Source organism: Xenophilus sp. Marseille-Q4582 (assembly GCF_916700565.1).
In the GTDB taxonomy this organism is placed as follows: Bacteria; Pseudomonadota; Gammaproteobacteria; order Burkholderiales; family Burkholderiaceae_C; genus Xenophilus.
Window position 1 is genome coordinate 642,172 of sequence record NZ_CAKAKO010000001.1, and the last position, 18,651, is coordinate 660,822.

Consider the following 18,651-nt stretch of genomic DNA (forward strand, 5'->3'; position numbering starts at 1 on the left):
CTCTGGGCCGGCGAGCGCAGCGAAGCCTCCCGGGGGTGCTTCATCTGGTGTCTCTAGTGTCGGGTGTCGTGGGCAGGCAGCGCGAAGTCGGGCGGGGCGTCGCCGGCTTCCTCGCCACCCTCCTCGGGGTCGGGCTGGGCCCAGAACAGGCGGTCGGGCAGCACGTGGCCCATGCCGGGGCGAAAGCCCTCGTCCAGGCAGCGGTCCATGTAGGCCAGCGCTTCGCTGGCGGCCGCATTCAGTTCGGTGCCGGTGGCCAGCAGGGCGGACAGGGCGGCCGACAGCGTTTCGCCGGCGCCGCTGAAGATGGCCTCCAGCCGCTCGTACTTCTCGGTCACCAGCACCGCGCTGGGCGAGGCCAGCACGTTCTCGATGAAGGGATCGGGCCGCACGATGCCCGTCACCAGGGTGTAGGGCACGCCGTGTTCGCCGGCGGCGCGCGCGATGTCGCGTGCCGAGGGCGGCCGGTCGCCGGACCAGTCGGGCAGCAGCCAGCGCCAGAGCGTGCTGTGGTTGCCCACCAGCACGGTGGTCTGCGGCAGCAGCAGGTCGCGGAAGGCGTCCAGGTAGCTTTCGATCGCGTCGTCTTCCCACCACGCCAGGTGCGGCATGTAGGCGACCAGCGGCACGTCCGCGTAATCCGAGGCGATCTCGGCCACCCGGCCCAGGTTGTCGGGGCTGCCCACGAAGCCGACCTTGATGATCTGCACCGTCACGTCCTCCAGGATGGCACGGGCCTGCTCGGCCACATGCTCCTCGTCGAAGGCGAAATGGTCGAAGATCTGCGCGGTGTCGCGCGCATAGGCGCCCGTCACCACGCCCAGCATGTGAGCGCCCACCGACCCGATGGCCAGGGCGTCGCCGCTGAGCCCGCCGGCACCGCTCGGATCGCTGGCGTTGAACACCAGGACACAGGCCGGCTGCGCGCCGTCGTCGGCCGTCTGTGCGCCCTCGTCGGACGCGCCGGGGGCGCCGTTAACATCGCCCTCCGATGCGTCCTGCGGCGGTAGTAAGCGCGTATTCATGACGGGCTCCGAGCGCTCGCAAGGTGGCGGATTCGCGACGCCGACCCCGCTGAGGGTGGAGACGTCTAGATACAATCGTTGCATTCTATGTACAAGGCTCGTAAGCTGCGATGAACACCAAAACCTGGATGTGCCTGATCTGCGGGTGGATCTACGACGAGGCGGCGGGGGTGCCTGAGGATGGTATTGCCCCCGGCACGGCCTGGGAGCAAGTGCCCATGAACTGGACCTGCCCCGAGTGTGGCGCGCGCAAGGAAGATTTCGAGATGGTCGAGATCTGAGGCCCCACAGGCTGCAGGCTCGCCGGGCATGTCATGGTGACATGGCCTGGCCGGGTTTTGGCGCGAATGAGGAGTGTGTGCCCATGAGCACGAACGGTTCGGGTTTCAAGGTGCTGGTCATCGACGACAGCAACACGATTCGGCGCAGCGCCGAGATCTTCCTCAAGCAGGGCGGGCACGAAGTGCTGCTCGCTGAAGACGGCTACGACGCGCTGTCCAAGGTCAACGACCACAAGCCGCAGCTCATTTTCTGCGACATCCTGATGCCGCGCCTGGACGGCTACCAGACCTGCGCCATCATCAAGCGCAACGCCCATTTCACCCACGTGCCGGTGGTCATGCTCTCGTCCAAGGACGGCGTGTTCGACAAGGCGCGCGGCCGCATGGTCGGCTCGCAGGACTACCTGACCAAACCCTTCACCAAGGAACAGCTGCTGCAGGCCGTGCAGCAGTTCGGCGCCGCCAGCCAGGCGGCCGCCTGATAAGGAAAGACGATGCCCATCCAGAAAATCCTCGTTGTGGACGACTCGAAGACCGAGTTGATGTTTCTGTCCGAGCTGCTGCAGAAGAACGGCTTCGCCGTGCGCACCGCCGAGAACGCGGATGACGCCATGAGCAAGCTCGAGGCGGACAAGCCGGACCTGATCCTCATGGACGTGGTCATGCCGGGCCAGAACGGTTTCCAGCTCACCCGGGCGCTGGCGCGCAACCCGCAGTTCGCGCAGGTGCCCGTGATCCTGTGCACCAGCAAGAACCAGGAAACCGACCGCGTCTGGGGCATGCGCCAGGGCGCGCGCGACTACATCGTCAAGCCGGTGCAGGCCGCCGAACTGCTGGCCAAGATCCAGGCGCTGGCATGAGCACACCCCCCGAGCCGCTTCGCGGCTCCCCCGCCGCCTGCGGGCGGGGGGCGCACCCGGCGGCCCGGCGCAGCTCCTTGCCCGGCGGCCTTGAGAAAAAAGCCGCACGGGCGGGCGCGCGCGTGACGCCCGCTGCAAGCGGCCCCACGGAAAGCTGACATGGCCCGCGAAGCCCTCCGAGAGTTCCAGGCCCGGCTGGCGAGCCGCCTGCAGTCCGCGCACGCCACCAACGTCGCCGCCTGGCTGGCCGTGGAGGCCGGCAGCGGCCGCTACCTCTTCCCGCTCGGCCAGGCGGGCGAGATCTTCCCCTGGACGGCGCCCACCCCGGTGCCCTACACGCAACCCTGGTTCTTGGGCGTGGCCAACCTGCGCGGTGGCCTGTGGGGGGTGGCCCAGCTGTCCGCCTTCCTGGGCGAGCCGCCTTCGCGCCCGCCGGCCGGCCCGATGGCCGACGCCGCGCGCGAGCAGGCCCGGCTGGTGGCCTTCAACGACGTGCTGGAAGTCAATTGCGCGCTGGTCGTCGACCGGCTCGTGGGCTTGCGCGGCGTGGAGGCCTTCGCCACCTCGCAGGCGCCGGCCGAGGGGGCGCCACCCTGGCTGGGCGCCACCTACCGCACGGCGCAGGGCGAAAGCTGGCAGGAGCTGAACCTGCAGGTGCTGGCCGGCCAGCCCGAGTTTCTGAGCATCGGCGCCTGAGCGGCGCCCGTCACCACAACAAGGACCGACCGTGAATTCGATCGCCGACAAGTTCAAGAAGTTGCTGCCCGCCAAGCCCGAAGGCGGTGATGTGCCCCCCGCCGATGCGGCGGCGCTCGTGATCGACAACGCCGACACGGTGCAGTCGCCCGAGGAGCGCACGGTCTACATCCCGCGCAAGGACAAGGCTTCGGATCCGCCCAGCGTGTACGACGCGCCGGTGGACTTCGCGCCCAGCCGCAATTTCGACGAGCCTGTCGAGCAGCCCGCGCTGACCGCCGCCACGCCCGACGCCGCCGCAGCCGCCGCCGAGGCGATGCCGGCGGTCGAAAGCCGCAGCAGCGGCCTGGCCCGGCGGCAGCGCATGCTGGCCCTGGGCCTGGCCGGTTCGGTGCTGGCCCTGCTGGTGGTGGCCGGCTACTCGATCGTGTCGGCGGACCGGCTGGCGCAGCAGGTGGCCTCCAGCGGCCAGTCGCTGATGCAGTCGCAGCGCCTGGCCAAGTCGGTCTCGCAGGCCCTGGTGGGCAGCGAGTCGGCTTTCGCGGAGGTGCAGGACAGCGCGGGTGACTTGCAGCGCCGCGTGAACGGCCTGGCCTCGGGCGACGAGGGCCTGAAGCTGGAGGCGCTGGGCACCGACTTCTCCGGTGACATGGCCAAGATCCAGCCGCTGGTCAGCCGCGCCTCGGCCAGCGCCAAGGTGGTGCTGGACCAGAAGCCCACGCTGACCAAGGTCGGCACCGCCCTGCGCACCATCAACCGCCAGTCCTCCGAACTGCTGGAGATGAGCGAAACCGTGTCCTCGCTGAAGATGCAGCAGGGTGCCTCGCTGCCCGAGATCGCGGCCGCCGGCCAGCTCGTGATGCTGACGCAGCGCATCGGCAAGTCGGCCAACGAATTCCTGACGGTGGAAGGCGTGAGCCCCGACGCCGTGTTCCTGCTGGGCAAGGACCTGAACAGCTTCCAGGAGATCGCCCGCGGCCTGCTGGACGGCAGCGCCCAGCTGCGCCTGCCGGGCACCCGCGAGGCGCAGACCCGCCAGCAGCTGGAGGCGCTGCTCAAGAGCTACGAAGAAACGCGCACGGAAGCCGGCGGCATCCTGGGCAACCTGCAGGGCCTGGTCGCGGCGCGCGAGGCGCAGGCCACCATCCTGGCCGACAGCGAACCCCTGCGCGTGGCGCTGGGCGAGCTGCAGGGCAAGCTGTCGCAGCGCTCGGGCCTGGGCGGCGGCACGCTGGCCCTGCTGGCGCTGTTGTCGCTGGCCTCGCTGGGCCTGGCCGCCGCCATCGGTTACGTGCAGGTGCGCGAAGGCCGCCTGCGCGCCGCCGCCGCCGAACAGGAGCGCCTGGAAGCCGAACGCCTGAGCGAGGAAGCCAACCGCGTCAACACCGCCAACCAGGCCGCCATTCTTCGCCTGATGAACGAGCTGCAGACGGTGGCCGAAGGCGACCTGACGCACGAGGCGACGGTGACCGAGGACATCACCGGTGCCATCGCCGACTCGGTGAACTACACGGTGGAAGAACTGCGCATCCTGGTGGGCAACGTGCAGAACACGGCCGCCCGCGTGGCCCAGACCACCTCGCAGGTGGAAAGCACCTCGACCGAGCTGCTCGCCGCGTCGACCGAACAGCTGCGCGAAATCCGCGAGACCGGCCAGTCCGTGCTGACCATGGCCGAGCGCATCAACGGCGTGTCCGCCCAGGCGCAGGAATCCGCCGCGGTGGCGCGCCAGTCGCTGCAGGCGGCCTCGTCCGGCCTGGACGCCGTGCAGAACGCCATCGGCGGCATGAACGCCATCCGCGACCAGATCCAGGAAACCTCCAAGCGCATCAAGCGCCTAGGCGAGTCCTCGCAGGAGATCGGTGAAATCACCGAGCTGATCTCGGACATCACCGAACAGACCAACGTGCTGGCGCTGAACGCCGCCATCCAGGCCGCCTCGGCCGGCGACGCCGGCCGCGGCTTCTCGGTGGTGGCGGAAGAAGTGCAGCGGCTGGCCGAACGCTCCGCGGACGCCACGCGCCAGATCGCGGCGCTGGTGAAGGCCATTCAGACCGACACGCAGGACGCGGTGGGCGCCATGGAGCGTTCCACGCAGGGCGTGGTGCAGGGGGCCAAGCTGTCCGACAACGCCGGCACGGCCCTGACCGAGATCGACAGCGTGTCGCGCCGGCTGGCCGACCTGATCGAGCAGATCTCGCAATCGGCCTCCCGCGAAGCCGAGTCGGCCAACGTGGTGGCGGCCAACATCCAGCACATCTTCGCCGTGACCGAGCAGACCGGCGAAGGCACGCGCGCCACGGCGCGCCAGGTGCGCGAGCTGTCGCACATGGCCGAAGAGCTGCGCCAGTCGGTGGCGCGCTTCAAGATCGCCTGACCGTCGCCCGATTTCCTGCCGAGCTGTCCATCGTGCCCATTTCCTCGTCCGCTCAAGCGCCCGTCGCCGGCAACGCGCCGGCCTCCGAAGATCTGGGGCCCTTGGCCTGGGTCCACGGCGAAATCCAGAAGTCCGTCGACACCGCGGTCAAGTCGCTGCGGCGCGTGGCGCGGGAGCAGGGCCTGTCGCACGAGGAAGCGGCCGGCGTGCTGCGCATGGCGCGCCAGCAGCTGCACCAGGCCGTGGGCGTGCTGCAGATGGTGGGCCATGGCGCGCCCGCGCGCCTGCTGGGCGCGATGGAACTCGCGGTGCGCCAGTTCGTCGACGAGCCCGGCCGCTGCACCGACGAGCGCGTGGGCCGCATCGAGCAGGCGGGCTTTGCGCTGACCGACTTCATCGGCGCCGTGCTGGCCGGCAAGCGGGTGTCCTCGGTCGGCCTGTTCCCGCAGTACCGCGAAGTGCTGGAACAGGTGGGCAACGAGCGCGTGCATCCGGCCGACCTGTGGAACTACCCCTGGGTGTGGGCCGAGGTGCAGCGCCCCAAGGGCCACCGCGCGGTGGCCTACGGCCCGGCCGTGCGCTCGGCCTTCGACCGCGACATCCTCAAGGTCGTCAAGAGCGGCGACGAGGAAGCCGCGCGCCACCTGGGCGCGCTCTGCCTGAGCCTGGGCCTGGGCGTCACGCAGCCGAGGATCGCCAGCTTCTGGATGCTGGCCTCGGGCTTCTTCGAAGCGCTGTCGCTGGGCCTGCTACCCACCGACAGCTACGTGAAACTCGCGGCCTCGCGCGTGCTGCTGCAGTACACCACGCTCGCACGCGGCGATTCGGCCGTGTCCGAGCGCCTGGGGCAGGACCTGCTGTTCTTCTGTGCGCAGGCCGTGCCCGGCCCGCGCGAAGCCGCCCAGATGCTGCGCGCCGTGCGCGTGGCGTGGGGCGTGCAGAACCACGAGGCGATCAACTACGGCGCCGTCCAGTTCGGCCGCTTCGACCCCGCGGCCCTGGCCCAGGCGCGCAAGCGCATCGAGACCGCCAAGGAAATGTGGACCCGGCTGGCCGGCGGCGACACGCAGAGCGTGCGCCAGGTCGCCGACAGCTTCGCGCAGCTGGGCGAGTCGCTGCACAAGCTGCATCCGGCCAGCGCGCCCATGGCACAGGCGCTCCAGCATGCGGTGGAGGCCTCGGCCCGTTCGGGCCAGGCGCCGTCGACCGAACTGGCCATGGAAGTGGCCACCTCGGTGCTGTACCTGGAGGCGGCCTTCGAGGACCTGGACCCGCAGGACCGCCAGCTCACGGCCCGCACGGTGCAACTGGCCGCGCGCATCGAGCGCGCCCGCGAAGGCGGCAAGTCGGAGCCGCTCGAGCCCTGGATGGAGGAGCTCTACCGCCGCGTGAGCGACCGCCAGACCATGGGCTCCATCGTCGACGAGCTGCGCGCCCATCTGTCGGAGCTCGAGAAATCGCTGGACCAGTTCTTCCGACGCCCGGGCGAGAAGGGGCTGCTGCGCACCGTGCCGGGCCAGCTGCAGCAGATGCGCGGCGTGTTCTCGGTGCTGGGGCTGGAGCAGGCCTCGCAGACCGTGCAGCGCATGCGCGAGGAGGTCGAGGACCTGATGGCGCAGCGCGGCGCCGCCGAGCCCGAGGACTATGACCTGCTGGGCAACAACCTCGGCGCCCTGGGCTTCCTGATCGACATGCTGGGCTACCAGCCCGGCCTGGCGCGCCGCCTGTTCGTGTTCGACGAGGTGCGCGGCGAGCTCAAGCCACTGATGGGCCGCCAGCTCGAAGACACGCCGGTGCACGGCATCGGCGCCGATGCCGGCGTGGCCGCGGGCAGCGCCGCGCCGCAGACCGACACCGTGCTCAGCGTCGAGGACGTGGACAAGCAGATCGCGGCCAAGCTGGCCGCGCTGGCGGCACCGGCGAAGGCCGCCAGGCCGGCCCAGCCCGCGGCGGGCCTGGACGCCTTCGTCCAGGCCGCCAGCAGCTGGGACCACAAGATCGCCGGCCCCGCCTCGCTCGACGTGCTGCCGCACACCGAGGTCAACGAACTCGACGAAGACGACCTGCAGGCCATCTTCCTGGAAGAGGCCAGCGAAGTGCTGCACAACGGCCGCGACGCCGTCGCCGCGCTGCGCAACAACCCGTCCGACACGAGCGAGCTCACGGTGCTGCGCCGCGCCTTCCACACGCTCAAGGGCAGCTCGCGCATGGTCGGGCTCATGGACTACGGCGAAGCCGCCTGGGCCTACGAGCAGGTGCTCAACACCTGGCTGGCCGACCAGCGGTCCGCCACGCCCGAACTGCTGGACGGCGCCGCCGAGGCGCTGGAAAGCTTCCGCCAGTGGGCCGACGCCATCGCCCGCAACGAACCGCATGGCTGGGAGCCCGGCCCGATGCGCGCGGCAGCCGAAGCGCTGGCCCGCGGCGAGGCTTCGCCGGCGCTGGCCGCGCGCCACCTCAACGACGCCGCCGCGCTCGCCGTCGCCGCCCGCCAGATCGCGGCGGGAGAAGACGCCGGGGCCGCCCCCGCGCCCGCGCCGGCGGCCGAGGCGCCGTCCGCACCGCCGCAAGAGGCCCCGCGCTTCGAGCTGCCGGATCTTGAGCTGGATCTGGACCTGGGCGACGGCGCTCCGGTGGCTGCGCCAGCGGCCACGCCCGCGGCACCGCAGCGCGGGCTGCAAGACCTGCCGGACCTGGATTTCCTGCCCGAGGAAGAAGGCACGCTGCGCGCCGGCCCGCGCGTGGACCGTGACGCCCCCACGCAGCTGGCCGGCCTGCCGGGCGAAGGCCCGGCCGCACCCGCGCCTTCCCTCAGCGACGAAGAGCGCCGCGCCGACGCCGAGGCCCTGGACCTGCATGGCGACGACTTCGCCATCACCGACATCCTGCATCCGATCTACGAAGAGCCGTCCGCGCGCAGCGAGGCGGATTCGCTGGCGCTGGGCGAGATCGACTTCCTCGATGCCGTGCGCCGGCCTGCGCCCCCTGCGGCCGCGCCGGCCTCGCACGCCGAGCCCCTGGCCTTCACGCTGCCCGCCGACTGGACCGAGGAGGGGCAGCCGCGCAAGGCCGCCGGACCGGCCGATCCGCTGGGCCCCGATGCCGGCGAGACGCAGCCGGGCAAGCTGCTGGAGCCCACGCCTGCGGCGCCGACCGAGCCGGAAGCGGTGACCGCCGCGCCGCCGTCGCTGGATCCCGGCGAGGAAGCGCCCGCGGCCGCGGAGGCGGAAGCCCGCGCGCCGGCCCTCGCCGGCCTTTCCCTGGCGCCGGCCGATCCTGCCGGGCCCGCGCCGCAGCCGGCCCCGGAGGCAGCGGCCGAAGAAGCCTCTGCGACGGCGACGGCAGACGATGCCGCACCGGCCGCGCCCCTGGCCGCTTCCGCCCTGGACGCCGTCATCGACCTGCCCGCGCCCGCCGCGGCCGCGTCGGAACAGGTCCCCGAGCCGGCCGCCGAGCCCGTCTTCCTGCCGGAAAGCGCGCTGACCGAGGCGCTGCTGCAAGCGCAGGTCTCGCCGGAGCCGGCGCCAGAACCGGCCGCTGCCGCCGGCGCGCCGGCGGACGATGCCGCAGTCCCGTCCGCGCCCGAGGCCGAGCCGGCCGTTCTGCCCGAGCCCGAGCCCGGGCATCCGGCGGCGGCCGCCGCGCCGGTGCCGCCCCCCGCGCTGGTCGCTTCCGCCGAGGACGCGGTCAAGGTCATCGGTCCGCTGCGCATCGGCATCGCGCTCTACAACGTCTACCTCAACGAGGCCGACGAATGGTCGCGCCAGCTTGCCAACGACGTCGGCGAATGGGCCCTGCAGCCTTATGAAACCATCGCCGACAGCACCGTCGGCCTGGCGCATTCGCTGGCCGGCAGTTCGGCGACCGTCGGCTTCCAGGGCCTGTCGGGCATGGCGCGCCTGTTCGAGGCCGCGCTGCAGCACCTGCGCAACCACGGCGGCGGCACCGCCGCGCAGGGCGCGACGCTGGTCGCCGCGGCCAACGAAGTGCGCCGGCTGCTGCACCAGTTCGCGGCCGGCTTCCTGAAGGAGCCGGATCCGCTGGTGCTGCATGCGCTGCGTGAACTGGTCATGGCGCCCGAGCGGCCCGCGGCCGCGCCGGCCCAGGCGCCCTGGGCCTCGTCGTCCTCGGGCTTCGAGCGCGGCCCGGCAGTTGCCACCGCCCCTACGGCCGGGCGCGCGATGGACGCAGCGCTGGAGGACAGCGATGAAGCCATCGACGTCGAGGATGCCGTGGACCCGGACCTGTTCCCGGTGTTCGAGGAAGAAGCCGCCGAGCTGCTGCCCGAACTGGCCCGGGCCCTGCAGCAGTGGACGCAGCATCCGGCCGATGCCGGCCCGCGCACCGCGGCGCTGCGCACGCTGCACACCCTGAAGGGCAGCGCGCGCCTGGCCGGCGCCATGCGCCTGGGCGAACGCGCGCACCGCATGGAATCGGCCATCGAGGCCATCGCCGTCGATGCCGGCGAGCGCGGCGCCATCGAGGCGCTGAGCGCGCGCTTCGACGGCCTGCAGGCCACCTTCGACGGCCTGCGCATGGCGGACCAGGCCGGCCAGGCCGAACTCGCGCAGCGCGCGGCTGCCGCGGTGGCCGCCGCGCCGGCCGTGCCGGGCAGCACCTTCCTCGAAGACCTGGCGCCGGTGAGCGCCGGGGCGGCCGATGCCGCGCCCGAAAGCGCCGCCGCTGCCCACGATGGCGCGCCCGCGCCCGATGGGGAAGCGGCCGAAGCCGCTGCCGCGCCCCCGGGACCGGCGGCGCCGCTGCTGCCGCCGTCCACGCTGCGCCTGGGCGCCGCGCGCGCCGGTTCCGGGCAGACGGTGCGCGTGCGCACCCAGCTGCTGGACCGCCTGGTGTCGCAGGCCGGCGAGGTCATCATCACGCGCTCGCGCATGGAGGCCGAGCTGCGCCAGCTGACGGGTTCGCTGGCCGAGCTGACCGGCAACCTGGACCGCCTGCGCCAGCAGCTGCGCGACGTGGAAGTGCAGGCCGAGAGCCAGATGCAGTCGCGCCTGGCCCAGACCAAGGACACGCAGCAGAGCTTCGACCCGCTGGAGTTCGACCGCTTCACGCGGGTGCAGGAGCTGACGCGCATGATGGCCGAGTCGGTGAACGACGTGGCCACCGTGCAGCGCACCTTGCAAAAGACCGTGCAGGCGGCCGAAGACGGCCTGGCCGCGCAGGCGCGCCAGACGCGCGAACTGCAGCGCGGCCTGCTGCGCACGCGCATGGTCGAGTTCGAGAGCCTGGCCGACCGCCTGTACCGCGTCACGCGCCAGGCCTCCAAGGACACGGGCAAGCAGGTGCGTCTGGACATCACGGGCGGCAGCATCGAGATGGACCGCGGCGTGCTCGACCGCATGACGCCGGCCTTCGAGCACCTGCTGCGCAACTGCGTGGCGCACGGCATCGAGGACGCGGCCGTGCGTGCGCAGGCCGGCAAGGACCCGGTGGGCCTGGTGCGCATCACGCTGGCGCAGGAAGGCAACGACGTGTCGGTGCGCTTCGCCGACGACGGCGCCGGCCTGCAGCGCGAGCGCATCCTGGCGCGCGCCCAGGCCCTGGGGCTGGTGGACGCGAACCAGGCGCGCGAACTGAGCGCGGCCGAGGCGGCCGAACTGATCTTCCGTCCGGGCTTTTCTACGGCCACCCAAGTGTCCGAGTTGGCCGGCCGCGGCATCGGCATGGACGTGGTGCGCGCCGAAGTGGCGGCGCTGGGCGGGCGCATCGAGACGCACAGCACCGACGGCCTGGGCACCGAGTTCCGCCTCGTGCTGCCGCTGACCACCGCCGTCACGCACGTGGTGATGCTGCGTTCGGGCGAGAACACGGTGGGCGTGCCGTCCAACCTGGTCGAGCTGGTGCAGCGCGCCAGCGCCGACGATCTGGCCCGCGCCTACGCGCAGCAAAGCTACCCCTTCGGCGGCGAAGATGTGCCCTTCTACTGGAGCGGCGCGCTGCTGCAGTCCAGTGCGCAGAGCGCGCAGGCGCCGGGGCGCACCAACACCATCGTCATCGTGCGAAGCGCCGCGCAGCGGCTGGCGCTGCACGTGGACGAAGTGCTGGGCAACCAGGAAGTGGTGGTGAAGAACCTGGGCCCGCAGCTGGCGCGCGTGCCCGGCATGGCCGGCATCTCGGTGCTGGCCTCGGGCGCGGTGGCGCTGATCTACAACCCGGTGGCCCTGGCCGCGCTGCATGGCGACACCGCCCGTGCACTGCAGCGCAGTGCGGCCGAGCCGGCGGCACCCGCCGCGGACCGGCCCGCTGCCGATCTGGGGCCGCGAGGCCCGGCGGCTGCGGTGCCGCAGGCGCAGGCCGCCTCGCAGGTTCCGCTGGTGCTGGTGGTGGACGACTCGATCACGGTGCGCCGCGTCACGCAGCGCCTGCTGCAGCGCGAAGGCTACCGCGTGGCGCTGGCGGCCGACGGCCTGCAGGCGCTGGAGCGGCTGCAGCAGGAGCGCCCGACCGTGGTGCTGTCGGACATCGAGATGCCGCGCATGGACGGCTTCGACCTGGCGCGCAACATCCGGGCCGACGCCGCCCTGGCCGGCCTGCCGATCATCATGATCACCTCGCGCATTGCCGAGAAGCACCGCGACCACGCGCGCGAACTGGGCGTGGACCACTACCTGGGCAAGCCCTATGCGGAAGAGGAACTGCTGAGCCTGGTGCGGCACTTCGCCGAGCAGGGGCAGGTGGCCGCCTGAGGCGGCGCGGGCAGGGCGCCGAAGCGTCCCGGCGGCGCCGCCTCAGGCGGCCACCTGCCAGGGATGGCAGGCGCTCAGTGCCGGGGGCCCGCCGCCGTCGCTGCGCCGGCGCGCTTCTTCGGCGCCGCGCCGCGTGCAGGCGGCGCGCCCTCCTTCACCACCGCATAGCGCGCCAGCGTCTCCTCGCGCGCCTGCGCATGGTCGACCACGGGCCGCGGATAGTGCTCGCCCAAGTGGATGCCGGCGGCCTCCAGCTCGACCGGCGTCGCCTTCCAGGGCGCGTGGATGAGCTTGTCGTCCAGCGCCGCGATCTCGGGCACGTAGCGGCGGATGAACTTGCCGTCGGGGTCGAAGCGCTCGCTTTGCGCGACCGGGTTGAAGATGCGGAACCAGGGCTGCGCGTCGCAGCCGCTGGAGCTGGCCCATTGCCAGCCGCCGTTGTTGGAGGCCAGCTCGAAATCGTTGAGGTGGCGCGCGAACCAGGCCTCGCCGCGCCGCCAGTCCAGCCCCAGGTCCTTGCACAGAAAGCTGGCCGTGACCATGCGCAGCCGGTTGTGCATGTAGCCGGTTCGCGTCAACTGCCGCATGGCCGCGTCCACCAGCGGATAGCCGGTGCGGCCTTCGCACCAGGCGGCGAAGAGGGCGTCGGCGTGCTTGCCGTGCAGCCACTGGATGCGGTCGTAGGCCGGCTTGAAGCTGCGGCCTTTGGCGATCTGCGGATGGTGCGACAGCAGCTGCAGGTAGAAGTCGCGCCAGATCAGCTCGCTCACCCACGCGGCCGCGCCCGCGTTGCCCTGCAGCGCCAACTGGTGCGCAGGCGCGACCACTTCGCGGATCGACAGGGTGCCAAAGCGCAGGTGCACGCCCAGGTAGCTGGGCCCGCGCACGGCGGGGTAGTCCCGCGCCTGGCCGTAGCGGTCGATGCGCTCGAAGAATTCCTCGAACATGGCCGCGCCGCCTTCGGTGCCCGGCGCGATTCGGAGCGCGGGCAGGTTGGTGGGCGCGAAGCCCAGGTCGGCCAGGGTGGGCAGGCCCTCGGGAGCGCTGGTCTCGGGCAAGGCGGCCTTCAGCTGCGCGGCACTCAGGCGGATCAGCGCCTGCGCATGGTGGCGCACCGGGTAGGCCTTGAGGAAGAAGTCGTCGACCTTGGCCAGCCACGCGCGCTTGTAGGGGGTGAAGACCGTGTACGGCGTCTCGGCCTGGCTCACCACTTCGTCGCGCTCGAAGATGCAGTGGTCCTTGAAGGTGTGGAAGCTGATGCCCGCGTTGGCCAGCGCGCCCAGCACGCGCGCGTCGCGCGCCAGCGCATCGGGCTCGTCGTCGCGGTTGGCGAAGACGGCCTGCACCTGCAGCGCCTGCGCCAGGCGCGGCACTTCCTCTTCGGCCACCGCGTGGCGCACCAGCAGCTGGCCGCCCATGTCCCGCAGCCGCGCCTGCAGCGCCTTCACCGATTCCAGGATGAACTCCACCCGCCGGTCGCTGCGCAGGCCGTCCGCGCGCGGGGCCGGATCCTGCCCGGGCAGCGGGTCGAGGATGGCGCGGTCGAACACGAAGACGCACAGCACTTCCTCGCAGGCGCGCAGGGCGCGGTACAGGGCCGCGTGGTCGTGCGCGCGCAGGTCGCGCCGGAACCAGACCAGGCCGCGGGAAAAGCGCTTGTCGACGGCCAGTAAAATCGGGGGCATGGCCAGCGATTCTGCCCCGATCAATCTCACGCATCACTTCCTGATCGCGATGCCGGGGCTGCAGGACCCGTCCTTCGTCCGCAGCGTGGTCTACCTCTGCGAGCACAGCGAGCGCGGCGCGCTCGGGCTCATCATCAACAAGCCCAGCGACATCAAGCTCAAGGGCCTGTTCGAGAAGGTGGACCTGCAGCTCGCGCGCCCCGACCTCGACGACGCGCCGGTGTTCCAGGGCGGCCCCGTGCAGATCGAGCGGGGCTTCGTGCTGCACGAGCCCGTGGTGGGCACCGTGCAGGGCGCGCCGGCCCGCGCACCGACGGCGGAGGGCGAGGACCTGCCGGCCGCCGTCTATGCGTCCACCATGACCATCCCGGGCGGGCTGGAGATGACCACCTCGCGCGACGTGCTGGAAGCCATGGCCACCGGCGCCGGGCCGCGCAAGGTGCTGGTCACGCTGGGCTACTCGGCTTGGGAAGAGGGCCAGCTCGAATCCGAACTGGCCGAGAACAGCTGGCTCACCGTGGGCGCCGATCCGGCCGTGATCTTCGACACGCCCATCGAGCAGCGCTATGACAAGGCGCTGTCGCTGCTCGGACTGGAGGCGTGGAAACTCTCGCCCGAAGCGGGGCACGCGTGAACCCGCCTGCCCCCGTTTCCGCGCAGCATCGGTCCTTCCTGGCTTTCGATTTCGGCACCCAGCGCACGGGCGTGGCCAGCGGCAACCGCCTGCTGGGCAGCGCCACGCCGCAGGCCACCATCGCCGCCAAGGGCGACGCCCGTTTCGCGCAGATCGAGGCGCGCATCCGCGAGTGGCAGCCCGACGCCCTGGTGGTGGGCGTGCCCTTCCATCCCGACGGGGCCGAGCACGAGAACACCCGCGCCGCGCGCAAGTTCGCGCGCCAGCTGCACGGCCGCTTCGGCCTGCCGGTGTACGAGGTGGACGAGCGCTACAGCACCACCGAGGCGCTGGCCGGCGGCGCGCGCGATGCCGACGCGGCCAGCGCCTGCATCATCCTTGAACAGTTCCTGCGCGGCCTGGATTGAAACCCAGCCATCCGAAACCGAATGAACGACATGAGCCCACCTGCCAGCCCCCTTCCGGACGCCGAGCGCGCCTACCAGACCCTGCGTGACGGTGTGCAGCAGCTGCTGCGCCCTGAGACCCGGCTGGTCGGCGTGACCTCCGGCGGGGCCTGGCTGGTCGAGCGCCTGCAAAAGGACCTGGGCCTGCCCGGGGCGCCCGGCATCATTTCGTCGGCCATGCACCGCGACGATTTCGCGCGCCGCGGCCTGGCCGCCAGCGCCCAGACCACGCTGCCCTTCGACGTGAACGGCGCCGACGTGCTGCTCCTGGACGACGTGCTCTACACCGGCCGCACCATCCGCGCCGTGCTCAACGAGCTGTTCGACTTCGGCCGCCCCGCCTGCGTGCGCCTGGCCGTGCTGGTGGACCGCGGCGGGCGCGAACTGCCCGTGTCGGCCGACTTCGCAGCCGTGCGGCTTGAAGGCGTGCCGGCGACGCAGTCGGTGGCGCTCGCACGGGCCGAGGACGGCGGCTTCAGCCTGCAGGTCAAGGACGCTGCGTGACGCGTGCACGCCTTCGCGGCGGCCATGCAGAGATTGGAGAGACCTGAACCATGCTGTACAAGCGCAACCCCCAGCTCAACAAGAACGGCGAGCTGATCCACCTGCTGTCCATCGAGGGTCTGCCCCGGGACATCCTCACGCACATCCTCGACACGGCCGCGAACTTCGTGAGCGTGAGTGACCGCGAGATCAAGAAGGTGCCGCTCCTGCGCGGCAAGAGCGTGTTCAACCTGTTCTTCGAGAACAGCACGCGCACGCGCACCACCTTCGAGATCGCGGCCAAGCGCCTGTCGGCCGACGTGCTGAACCTCGACATCGCGCGCAGCTCGGCCAGCAAGGGCGAATCGCTGCTCGACACCATCGCCAACCTGAGCGCGATGGCGGCCGACCTCTTCGTCGTGCGGCACAGCGAATCGGGCGCGCCGTACCTGATCGCGCAGCACGTGGCGCCGCATGTGCACGTGGTGAACGCCGGCGACGGCCGGCATGCGCACCCCACGCAGGGGCTGCTCGACATGTACACCATCCGCCACTACAAGAAGGACTTCAGCAACCTCACGGTGGCGATCGTGGGCGACGTGCTGCATTCGCGCGTGGCGCGCTCCGACATCCATGCGCTCACCACGCTGGGCGCCGCCGAGGTGCGCGTGGTGGGCCCGCGCACGCTGGTGCCGGGCGACCTGGCGCCCATGGGCGTGAAGGTCTTCCATTCGCTGGAGGAGGGCATCCGCGGCTGCGACGTGGTCATCATGCTGCGCCTGCAGAACGAGCGCATGAGCGGCGCGCTGCTGCCGTCGAGCCAGGAATATTTCAAGACCTACGGCCTCACGCCCGAGAAGCTGCAACTGGCCAGGCCCGATGCCATCGTGATGCACCCGGGCCCCATCAACCGCGGCGTGGAGATCGCATCGGAAGTGGTGGACGGCAAGCAGAGCGTGATCCTGCCGCAGGTCACTTTCGGCATCGCGGTGCGCATGGCCGTGATGAGCATCGTGGCAGGGAACGAGGCATAAGACCATGAACATCCTGATCAACAACGGCCGCGTCATCGACCCGGCTTCGGGCTTCGACGGCACCGCCACGGTGGCGATCGCGAATGGCAAGATCCAGGCGCTGGGCGAGGTGTCTGCTGGCTTCCAGGCCGACCGGCAGATCGACGCCACCGGCTGCCTGGTGCTGCCCGGCCTGGTGGACCTGTGCGCGCGCCTGCGCGAACCGGGCTACGAGCACGAAGGCATGCTGGAAAGCGAGATGGGCGCGGCCGTGGCCGGCGGCGTGACCAGCCTGGTCTGCCCGCCCGACACCGACCCCGTGCTCGACGAGCCGGGCTTGGTGGAAATGCTCAAGTTCCGCGCCGAGAAGCTGCAGCGCGCGCGCCTGTTCCCGCAGGGCGCGCTCACGCGCGGCCTGCAGGGCGAGGTGCTGACCGAAATGGCCGAGCTCAGCGAAGCCGGCTGCATCGGCTTCGGCCAGGCCGAAGTGCCGCTCACCAACACCCAGGTGCTGCAGCGCGCGCTGCAGTACGCCAGCACCTTCGGCCACACCGTGTGGCTGCGCCCGCAGGACCGCGACCTGGGCAAGGGCGTGGCCGCCAGCGGCGCGCTGGCCACGCGCCTGGGCCTGTCGGGCGTGCCGGTGGCGGCCGAGACGATCGCGCTGTTCACCATCTTCGAACTGATGAAGTCCTCGGGCGCGCGCGTGCACCTGTGCCGCCTGTCGAGCGCGGCCGGCGTGCAGCTGGTGCGCGAGGCCAAGGCCGCGGGCCTGCCCGTGACCTGCGACGTCAGCATCAATTCGCTGCTGCTGAGCGACACCGACATCGGCTACTTCGACAGCCGCGCGCGCCTGACGCCGCCGCTGCGCCAGCAGCGCGACCGCGAGGCGCTCTCGGCCGCGCTGGCCGACGGCACCATCGACGCGCTGGTGTCCGACCACACGCCGGTCGAAGCCGATGCCAAGACCCTGCCCTTCGCCGAGAGCGAGGCCGGCGCCACGGGCCTGGAGCTGCTGCTGCCGCTGGCCCTGCAGTGGAGCCGCCAGGACGGTGTCGAGCTGCGGCGCGCGGTGGAGGTGATCACTGCCGCGCCGGCGCGCCTGATCGGCCCCGCGGCCGCCCGCCTGGGCAGCCTGGGCGTGGGCGCGGCCGCCGACCTGGTGGTGGCGCAGCCCGATGCCGAATGGCAGGTGCTGCCCGGTGCGCTGCGCAGCCAGGGCAAGCACACGCCCTTCGCGGGCCATGCGCTGCAGGGCCGCGTGCGCGCCACGCTGGTGGGTGGGCAGCTCGTGCACGAAGCCGCCGCGCCTGCCGCCGCCGCAGCCTGAGACAGGCCGCGCGTGCGAACCCTGCGCGCCATCGCCCGCCTGCTGCACGCGCTGGCCGTGGCGCTGCGCGGCTGGTGGACCATCCGCACCCGCTTCGAGCTGCTGGACGATGCGCACCGCGCGGCCGAAGTCGAACGCTGGGCGCGCCGCATGCTGGAAGTGCTGGGCATCCGGGTGCAGGTGCAGGGCACGCCGCCGCCCGCGCGCGTGCCGCTGCTGCTCATTAGCAACCACATCTCCTGGCTCGACATCCTCGTGCTGCATGCGGCGCGGCATGTGCGCTTCGTGTCGAAGGCCGCGGTCAAGAACTGGCCGCTGATCGGCCTGATGGCCAGCGGAGCGGGCACGCTCTACATCGAGCGCGAACGCCGCCGTGACGCGATGCGCGTGGTGCACCACATGACCGAGGCGCTGCGCAACGGCGACCGCCTGGCCGTGTTCCCGGAAGGCACGACGAGCGATGGCCGGGTGCTGCTGCCCTTCCATGCCAATTTGCTGCAGGCCGCCATCTCGGCGGGCGTGCCCGTGCTGCCGGCGGCGCTGCGCTTCGTCGACGCCGCCACGGGCCAGACCAGCTACGCGCCGCGCTACGTGGACGAAGACACGCTGCTCAGCTCCCTGTGGCGCACCCTGTGCGCGCCGCCGCTGCTGGCCATCGTGCGCTTCGGCGAACCGCAGGATTCGCATGCGCGGGACCGCCGTGAGTGGGCGCAATCGCTGCATGCCGACGTACTGGCCCTGCGCGAGCAGGCCCAAGCGCATGCGAACTGAAACGTGCCTGCCGGCGCCCCCGGCTCGCCGCGCCGCGGGCGTTTCGCGACTGTGGATGGGTTAAAGTTGCGCGTTCCGTCTCTGTAGTTCAATGGATAGAACGGCCCCCTCCTAAGGGGCAGATGCAGGTTCGATTCCTGCCAGGGGCACCATGAGGCCCTACCCAGTCATCTCATGGAATCACCGAAGCCCGCATGCTGCAAGGCATGGCGGGTTTTTCTTTGCCTTGGAACGGCATCGCCGACGGTGTGGCGGGCCTGCTGGACAAGTCCTCGCGCCATGAGCCTTTCGGCCTGCCTCGACAGCATAATTCGAGCCACTGACTGCACTTGCTCAGATTGCCAAG

The 18,651-nt window shown here is 71.5% G+C and carries 15 protein-coding genes and 1 tRNA gene; 14 read left to right on the forward strand and 2 right to left on the reverse strand.

Annotation, left to right across the window (positions count from 1 at the left end):
• Positions 1-53: 53 nt before the first annotated feature.
• Complete coding sequence (locus LG388_RS02990; RefSeq protein WP_225781348.1) at positions 54-1,025, reverse strand: bifunctional hydroxymethylpyrimidine kinase/phosphomethylpyrimidine kinase; 972 nt, start codon at positions 1,023-1,025, stop codon at positions 54-56.
• 110 nt (positions 1,026-1,135) lie between these two features.
• Between LG388_RS02990 and LG388_RS02995 the strand changes: the two genes are divergently transcribed.
• The 6 genes from LG388_RS02995 (at position 1,136) to LG388_RS03020 (ending at position 11,943) form a co-directional block, all read left to right on the forward strand.
• The gene (locus LG388_RS02995) at positions 1,136-1,306 is read left to right on the forward strand and encodes a rubredoxin (RefSeq protein WP_225781349.1); all 171 of its coding nucleotides are present in this window, start codon (positions 1,136-1,138) and stop codon (positions 1,304-1,306) included.
• An 83-nt stretch (positions 1,307-1,389) separates the two neighbouring features.
• Positions 1,390-1,788 carry a PleD family two-component system response regulator gene (locus LG388_RS03000; protein WP_225781350.1) on the forward strand — a complete coding sequence of 133 codons (399 nt, stop codon included), beginning with the start codon at positions 1,390-1,392 and terminating at the stop codon, positions 1,786-1,788.
• 12 nt (positions 1,789-1,800) lie between these two features.
• Positions 1,801-2,166 carry a PleD family two-component system response regulator gene (locus LG388_RS03005; protein ID WP_225781351.1) on the forward strand — a complete coding sequence of 122 codons (366 nt, stop codon included), beginning with the start codon at positions 1,801-1,803 and terminating at the stop codon, positions 2,164-2,166.
• A 159-nt stretch (positions 2,167-2,325) separates the two neighbouring features.
• Positions 2,326-2,862 (forward strand): chemotaxis protein CheW, encoded by a 537-nt coding sequence (locus tag LG388_RS03010; RefSeq protein ID WP_225781352.1) that lies wholly within the window; start codon positions 2,326-2,328, stop codon positions 2,860-2,862.
• Positions 2,863-2,893: 31 nt separating this feature from the next.
• Positions 2,894-5,239 carry a methyl-accepting chemotaxis protein gene (locus LG388_RS03015; RefSeq protein ID WP_225781353.1) on the forward strand — a complete coding sequence of 782 codons (2,346 nt, stop codon included), beginning with the start codon at positions 2,894-2,896 and terminating at the stop codon, positions 5,237-5,239.
• A gap of 92 nt (positions 5,240-5,331) precedes the next feature.
• Positions 5,332-11,943 carry an Hpt domain-containing protein gene (locus tag LG388_RS03020; protein ID WP_370630102.1) on the forward strand — a complete coding sequence of 2,204 codons (6,612 nt, stop codon included), beginning with the start codon at positions 5,332-5,334 and terminating at the stop codon, positions 11,941-11,943.
• 74 nt (positions 11,944-12,017) lie between these two features.
• Here the strand turns inward: LG388_RS03020 and LG388_RS03025 are convergent, their stop codons facing one another.
• Positions 12,018-13,628, reverse strand: coding sequence for a deoxyribodipyrimidine photo-lyase (locus LG388_RS03025; RefSeq protein WP_225781355.1), 1,611 nt, complete (start codon positions 13,626-13,628; stop codon positions 12,018-12,020).
• Between LG388_RS03025 and LG388_RS03030 the strand changes: the two genes are divergently transcribed.
• From LG388_RS03030 to LG388_RS26615, 8 genes are all read left to right on the forward strand, one after another.
• A complete protein-coding gene (locus tag LG388_RS03030) occupies positions 13,627-14,262 on the forward strand; it encodes a YqgE/AlgH family protein (RefSeq protein ID WP_225781356.1) in 636 nt (211 codons plus the stop codon). The genes LG388_RS03025 and LG388_RS03030 overlap by 2 nt on opposite strands.
• Positions 14,259-14,669 (forward strand): Holliday junction resolvase RuvX, encoded by a 411-nt coding sequence (ruvX, locus tag LG388_RS03035; RefSeq protein ID WP_225781357.1) that lies wholly within the window; start codon positions 14,259-14,261, stop codon positions 14,667-14,669. Before LG388_RS03030 ends, ruvX begins: the two co-directional genes overlap by 4 nt.
• Before the next feature lie 21 nt (positions 14,670-14,690).
• On the forward strand, positions 14,691-15,212 hold the full coding sequence (pyrR, locus tag LG388_RS03040; protein ID WP_370630088.1) for a bifunctional pyr operon transcriptional regulator/uracil phosphoribosyltransferase PyrR: 522 nt from the start codon (positions 14,691-14,693) through the stop codon (positions 15,210-15,212).
• Between the two features lie 50 nt (positions 15,213-15,262).
• Positions 15,263-16,225 (forward strand): aspartate carbamoyltransferase catalytic subunit, encoded by a 963-nt coding sequence (locus LG388_RS03045; protein WP_225781359.1) that lies wholly within the window; start codon positions 15,263-15,265, stop codon positions 16,223-16,225.
• Positions 16,226-16,229: 4 nt separating this feature from the next.
• On the forward strand, positions 16,230-17,534 hold the full coding sequence (locus LG388_RS03050; protein ID WP_225781360.1) for a dihydroorotase: 1,305 nt from the start codon (positions 16,230-16,232) through the stop codon (positions 17,532-17,534).
• A 12-nt stretch (positions 17,535-17,546) separates the two neighbouring features.
• Positions 17,547-18,305, forward strand: a complete 759-nt coding sequence (locus tag LG388_RS03055) for a 1-acyl-sn-glycerol-3-phosphate acyltransferase (RefSeq protein WP_225781361.1) — start codon at positions 17,547-17,549, stop codon at positions 18,303-18,305.
• Positions 18,306-18,382: 77 nt separating this feature from the next.
• Positions 18,383-18,457 (forward strand) — tRNA-Arg (locus LG388_RS03060).
• A gap of 42 nt (positions 18,458-18,499) precedes the next feature.
• On the forward strand, positions 18,500-18,628 hold the full coding sequence (locus LG388_RS26615; RefSeq protein ID WP_255632132.1) for a hypothetical protein: 129 nt from the start codon (positions 18,500-18,502) through the stop codon (positions 18,626-18,628).
• The last annotated feature ends 23 nt before the right edge of the window (positions 18,629-18,651 follow it).

Bases quoted from the DNA above. Each gene is read 5' to 3' on its own strand.
- LG388_RS02995 (WP_225781349.1), top strand. From the start codon at position 1,136: ATGAACACCAAAACCTGGATGTGCCTGATCTGCGGGTGGATCTACGAC.
- LG388_RS03050 (WP_225781360.1), top strand. From the start codon at position 16,230: ATGAACATCCTGATCAACAACGGCCGCGTCATCGACCCGGCTTCGGGC.
- LG388_RS02990 (WP_225781348.1), bottom strand. From the start codon at position 1,025: ATGAATACGCGCTTACTACCGCCGCAGGACGCATCGGAGGGCGATGTT.
- LG388_RS03025 (WP_225781355.1), bottom strand. From the start codon at position 13,628: ATGCCCCCGATTTTACTGGCCGTCGACAAGCGCTTTTCCCGCGGCCTG.
- LG388_RS03010 (WP_225781352.1), top strand. From the start codon at position 2,326: ATGGCCCGCGAAGCCCTCCGAGAGTTCCAGGCCCGGCTGGCGAGCCGC.
- LG388_RS03030 (WP_225781356.1), top strand. From the start codon at position 13,627: ATGGCCAGCGATTCTGCCCCGATCAATCTCACGCATCACTTCCTGATC.
- LG388_RS26615 (WP_255632132.1), top strand. From the start codon at position 18,500: ATGCTGCAAGGCATGGCGGGTTTTTCTTTGCCTTGGAACGGCATCGCC.
- pyrR (WP_370630088.1), top strand. From the start codon at position 14,691: ATGAACGACATGAGCCCACCTGCCAGCCCCCTTCCGGACGCCGAGCGC.
- LG388_RS03045 (WP_225781359.1), top strand. From the start codon at position 15,263: ATGCTGTACAAGCGCAACCCCCAGCTCAACAAGAACGGCGAGCTGATC.
- LG388_RS03000 (WP_225781350.1), top strand. From the start codon at position 1,390: ATGAGCACGAACGGTTCGGGTTTCAAGGTGCTGGTCATCGACGACAGC.
- LG388_RS03005 (WP_225781351.1), top strand. From the start codon at position 1,801: ATGCCCATCCAGAAAATCCTCGTTGTGGACGACTCGAAGACCGAGTTG.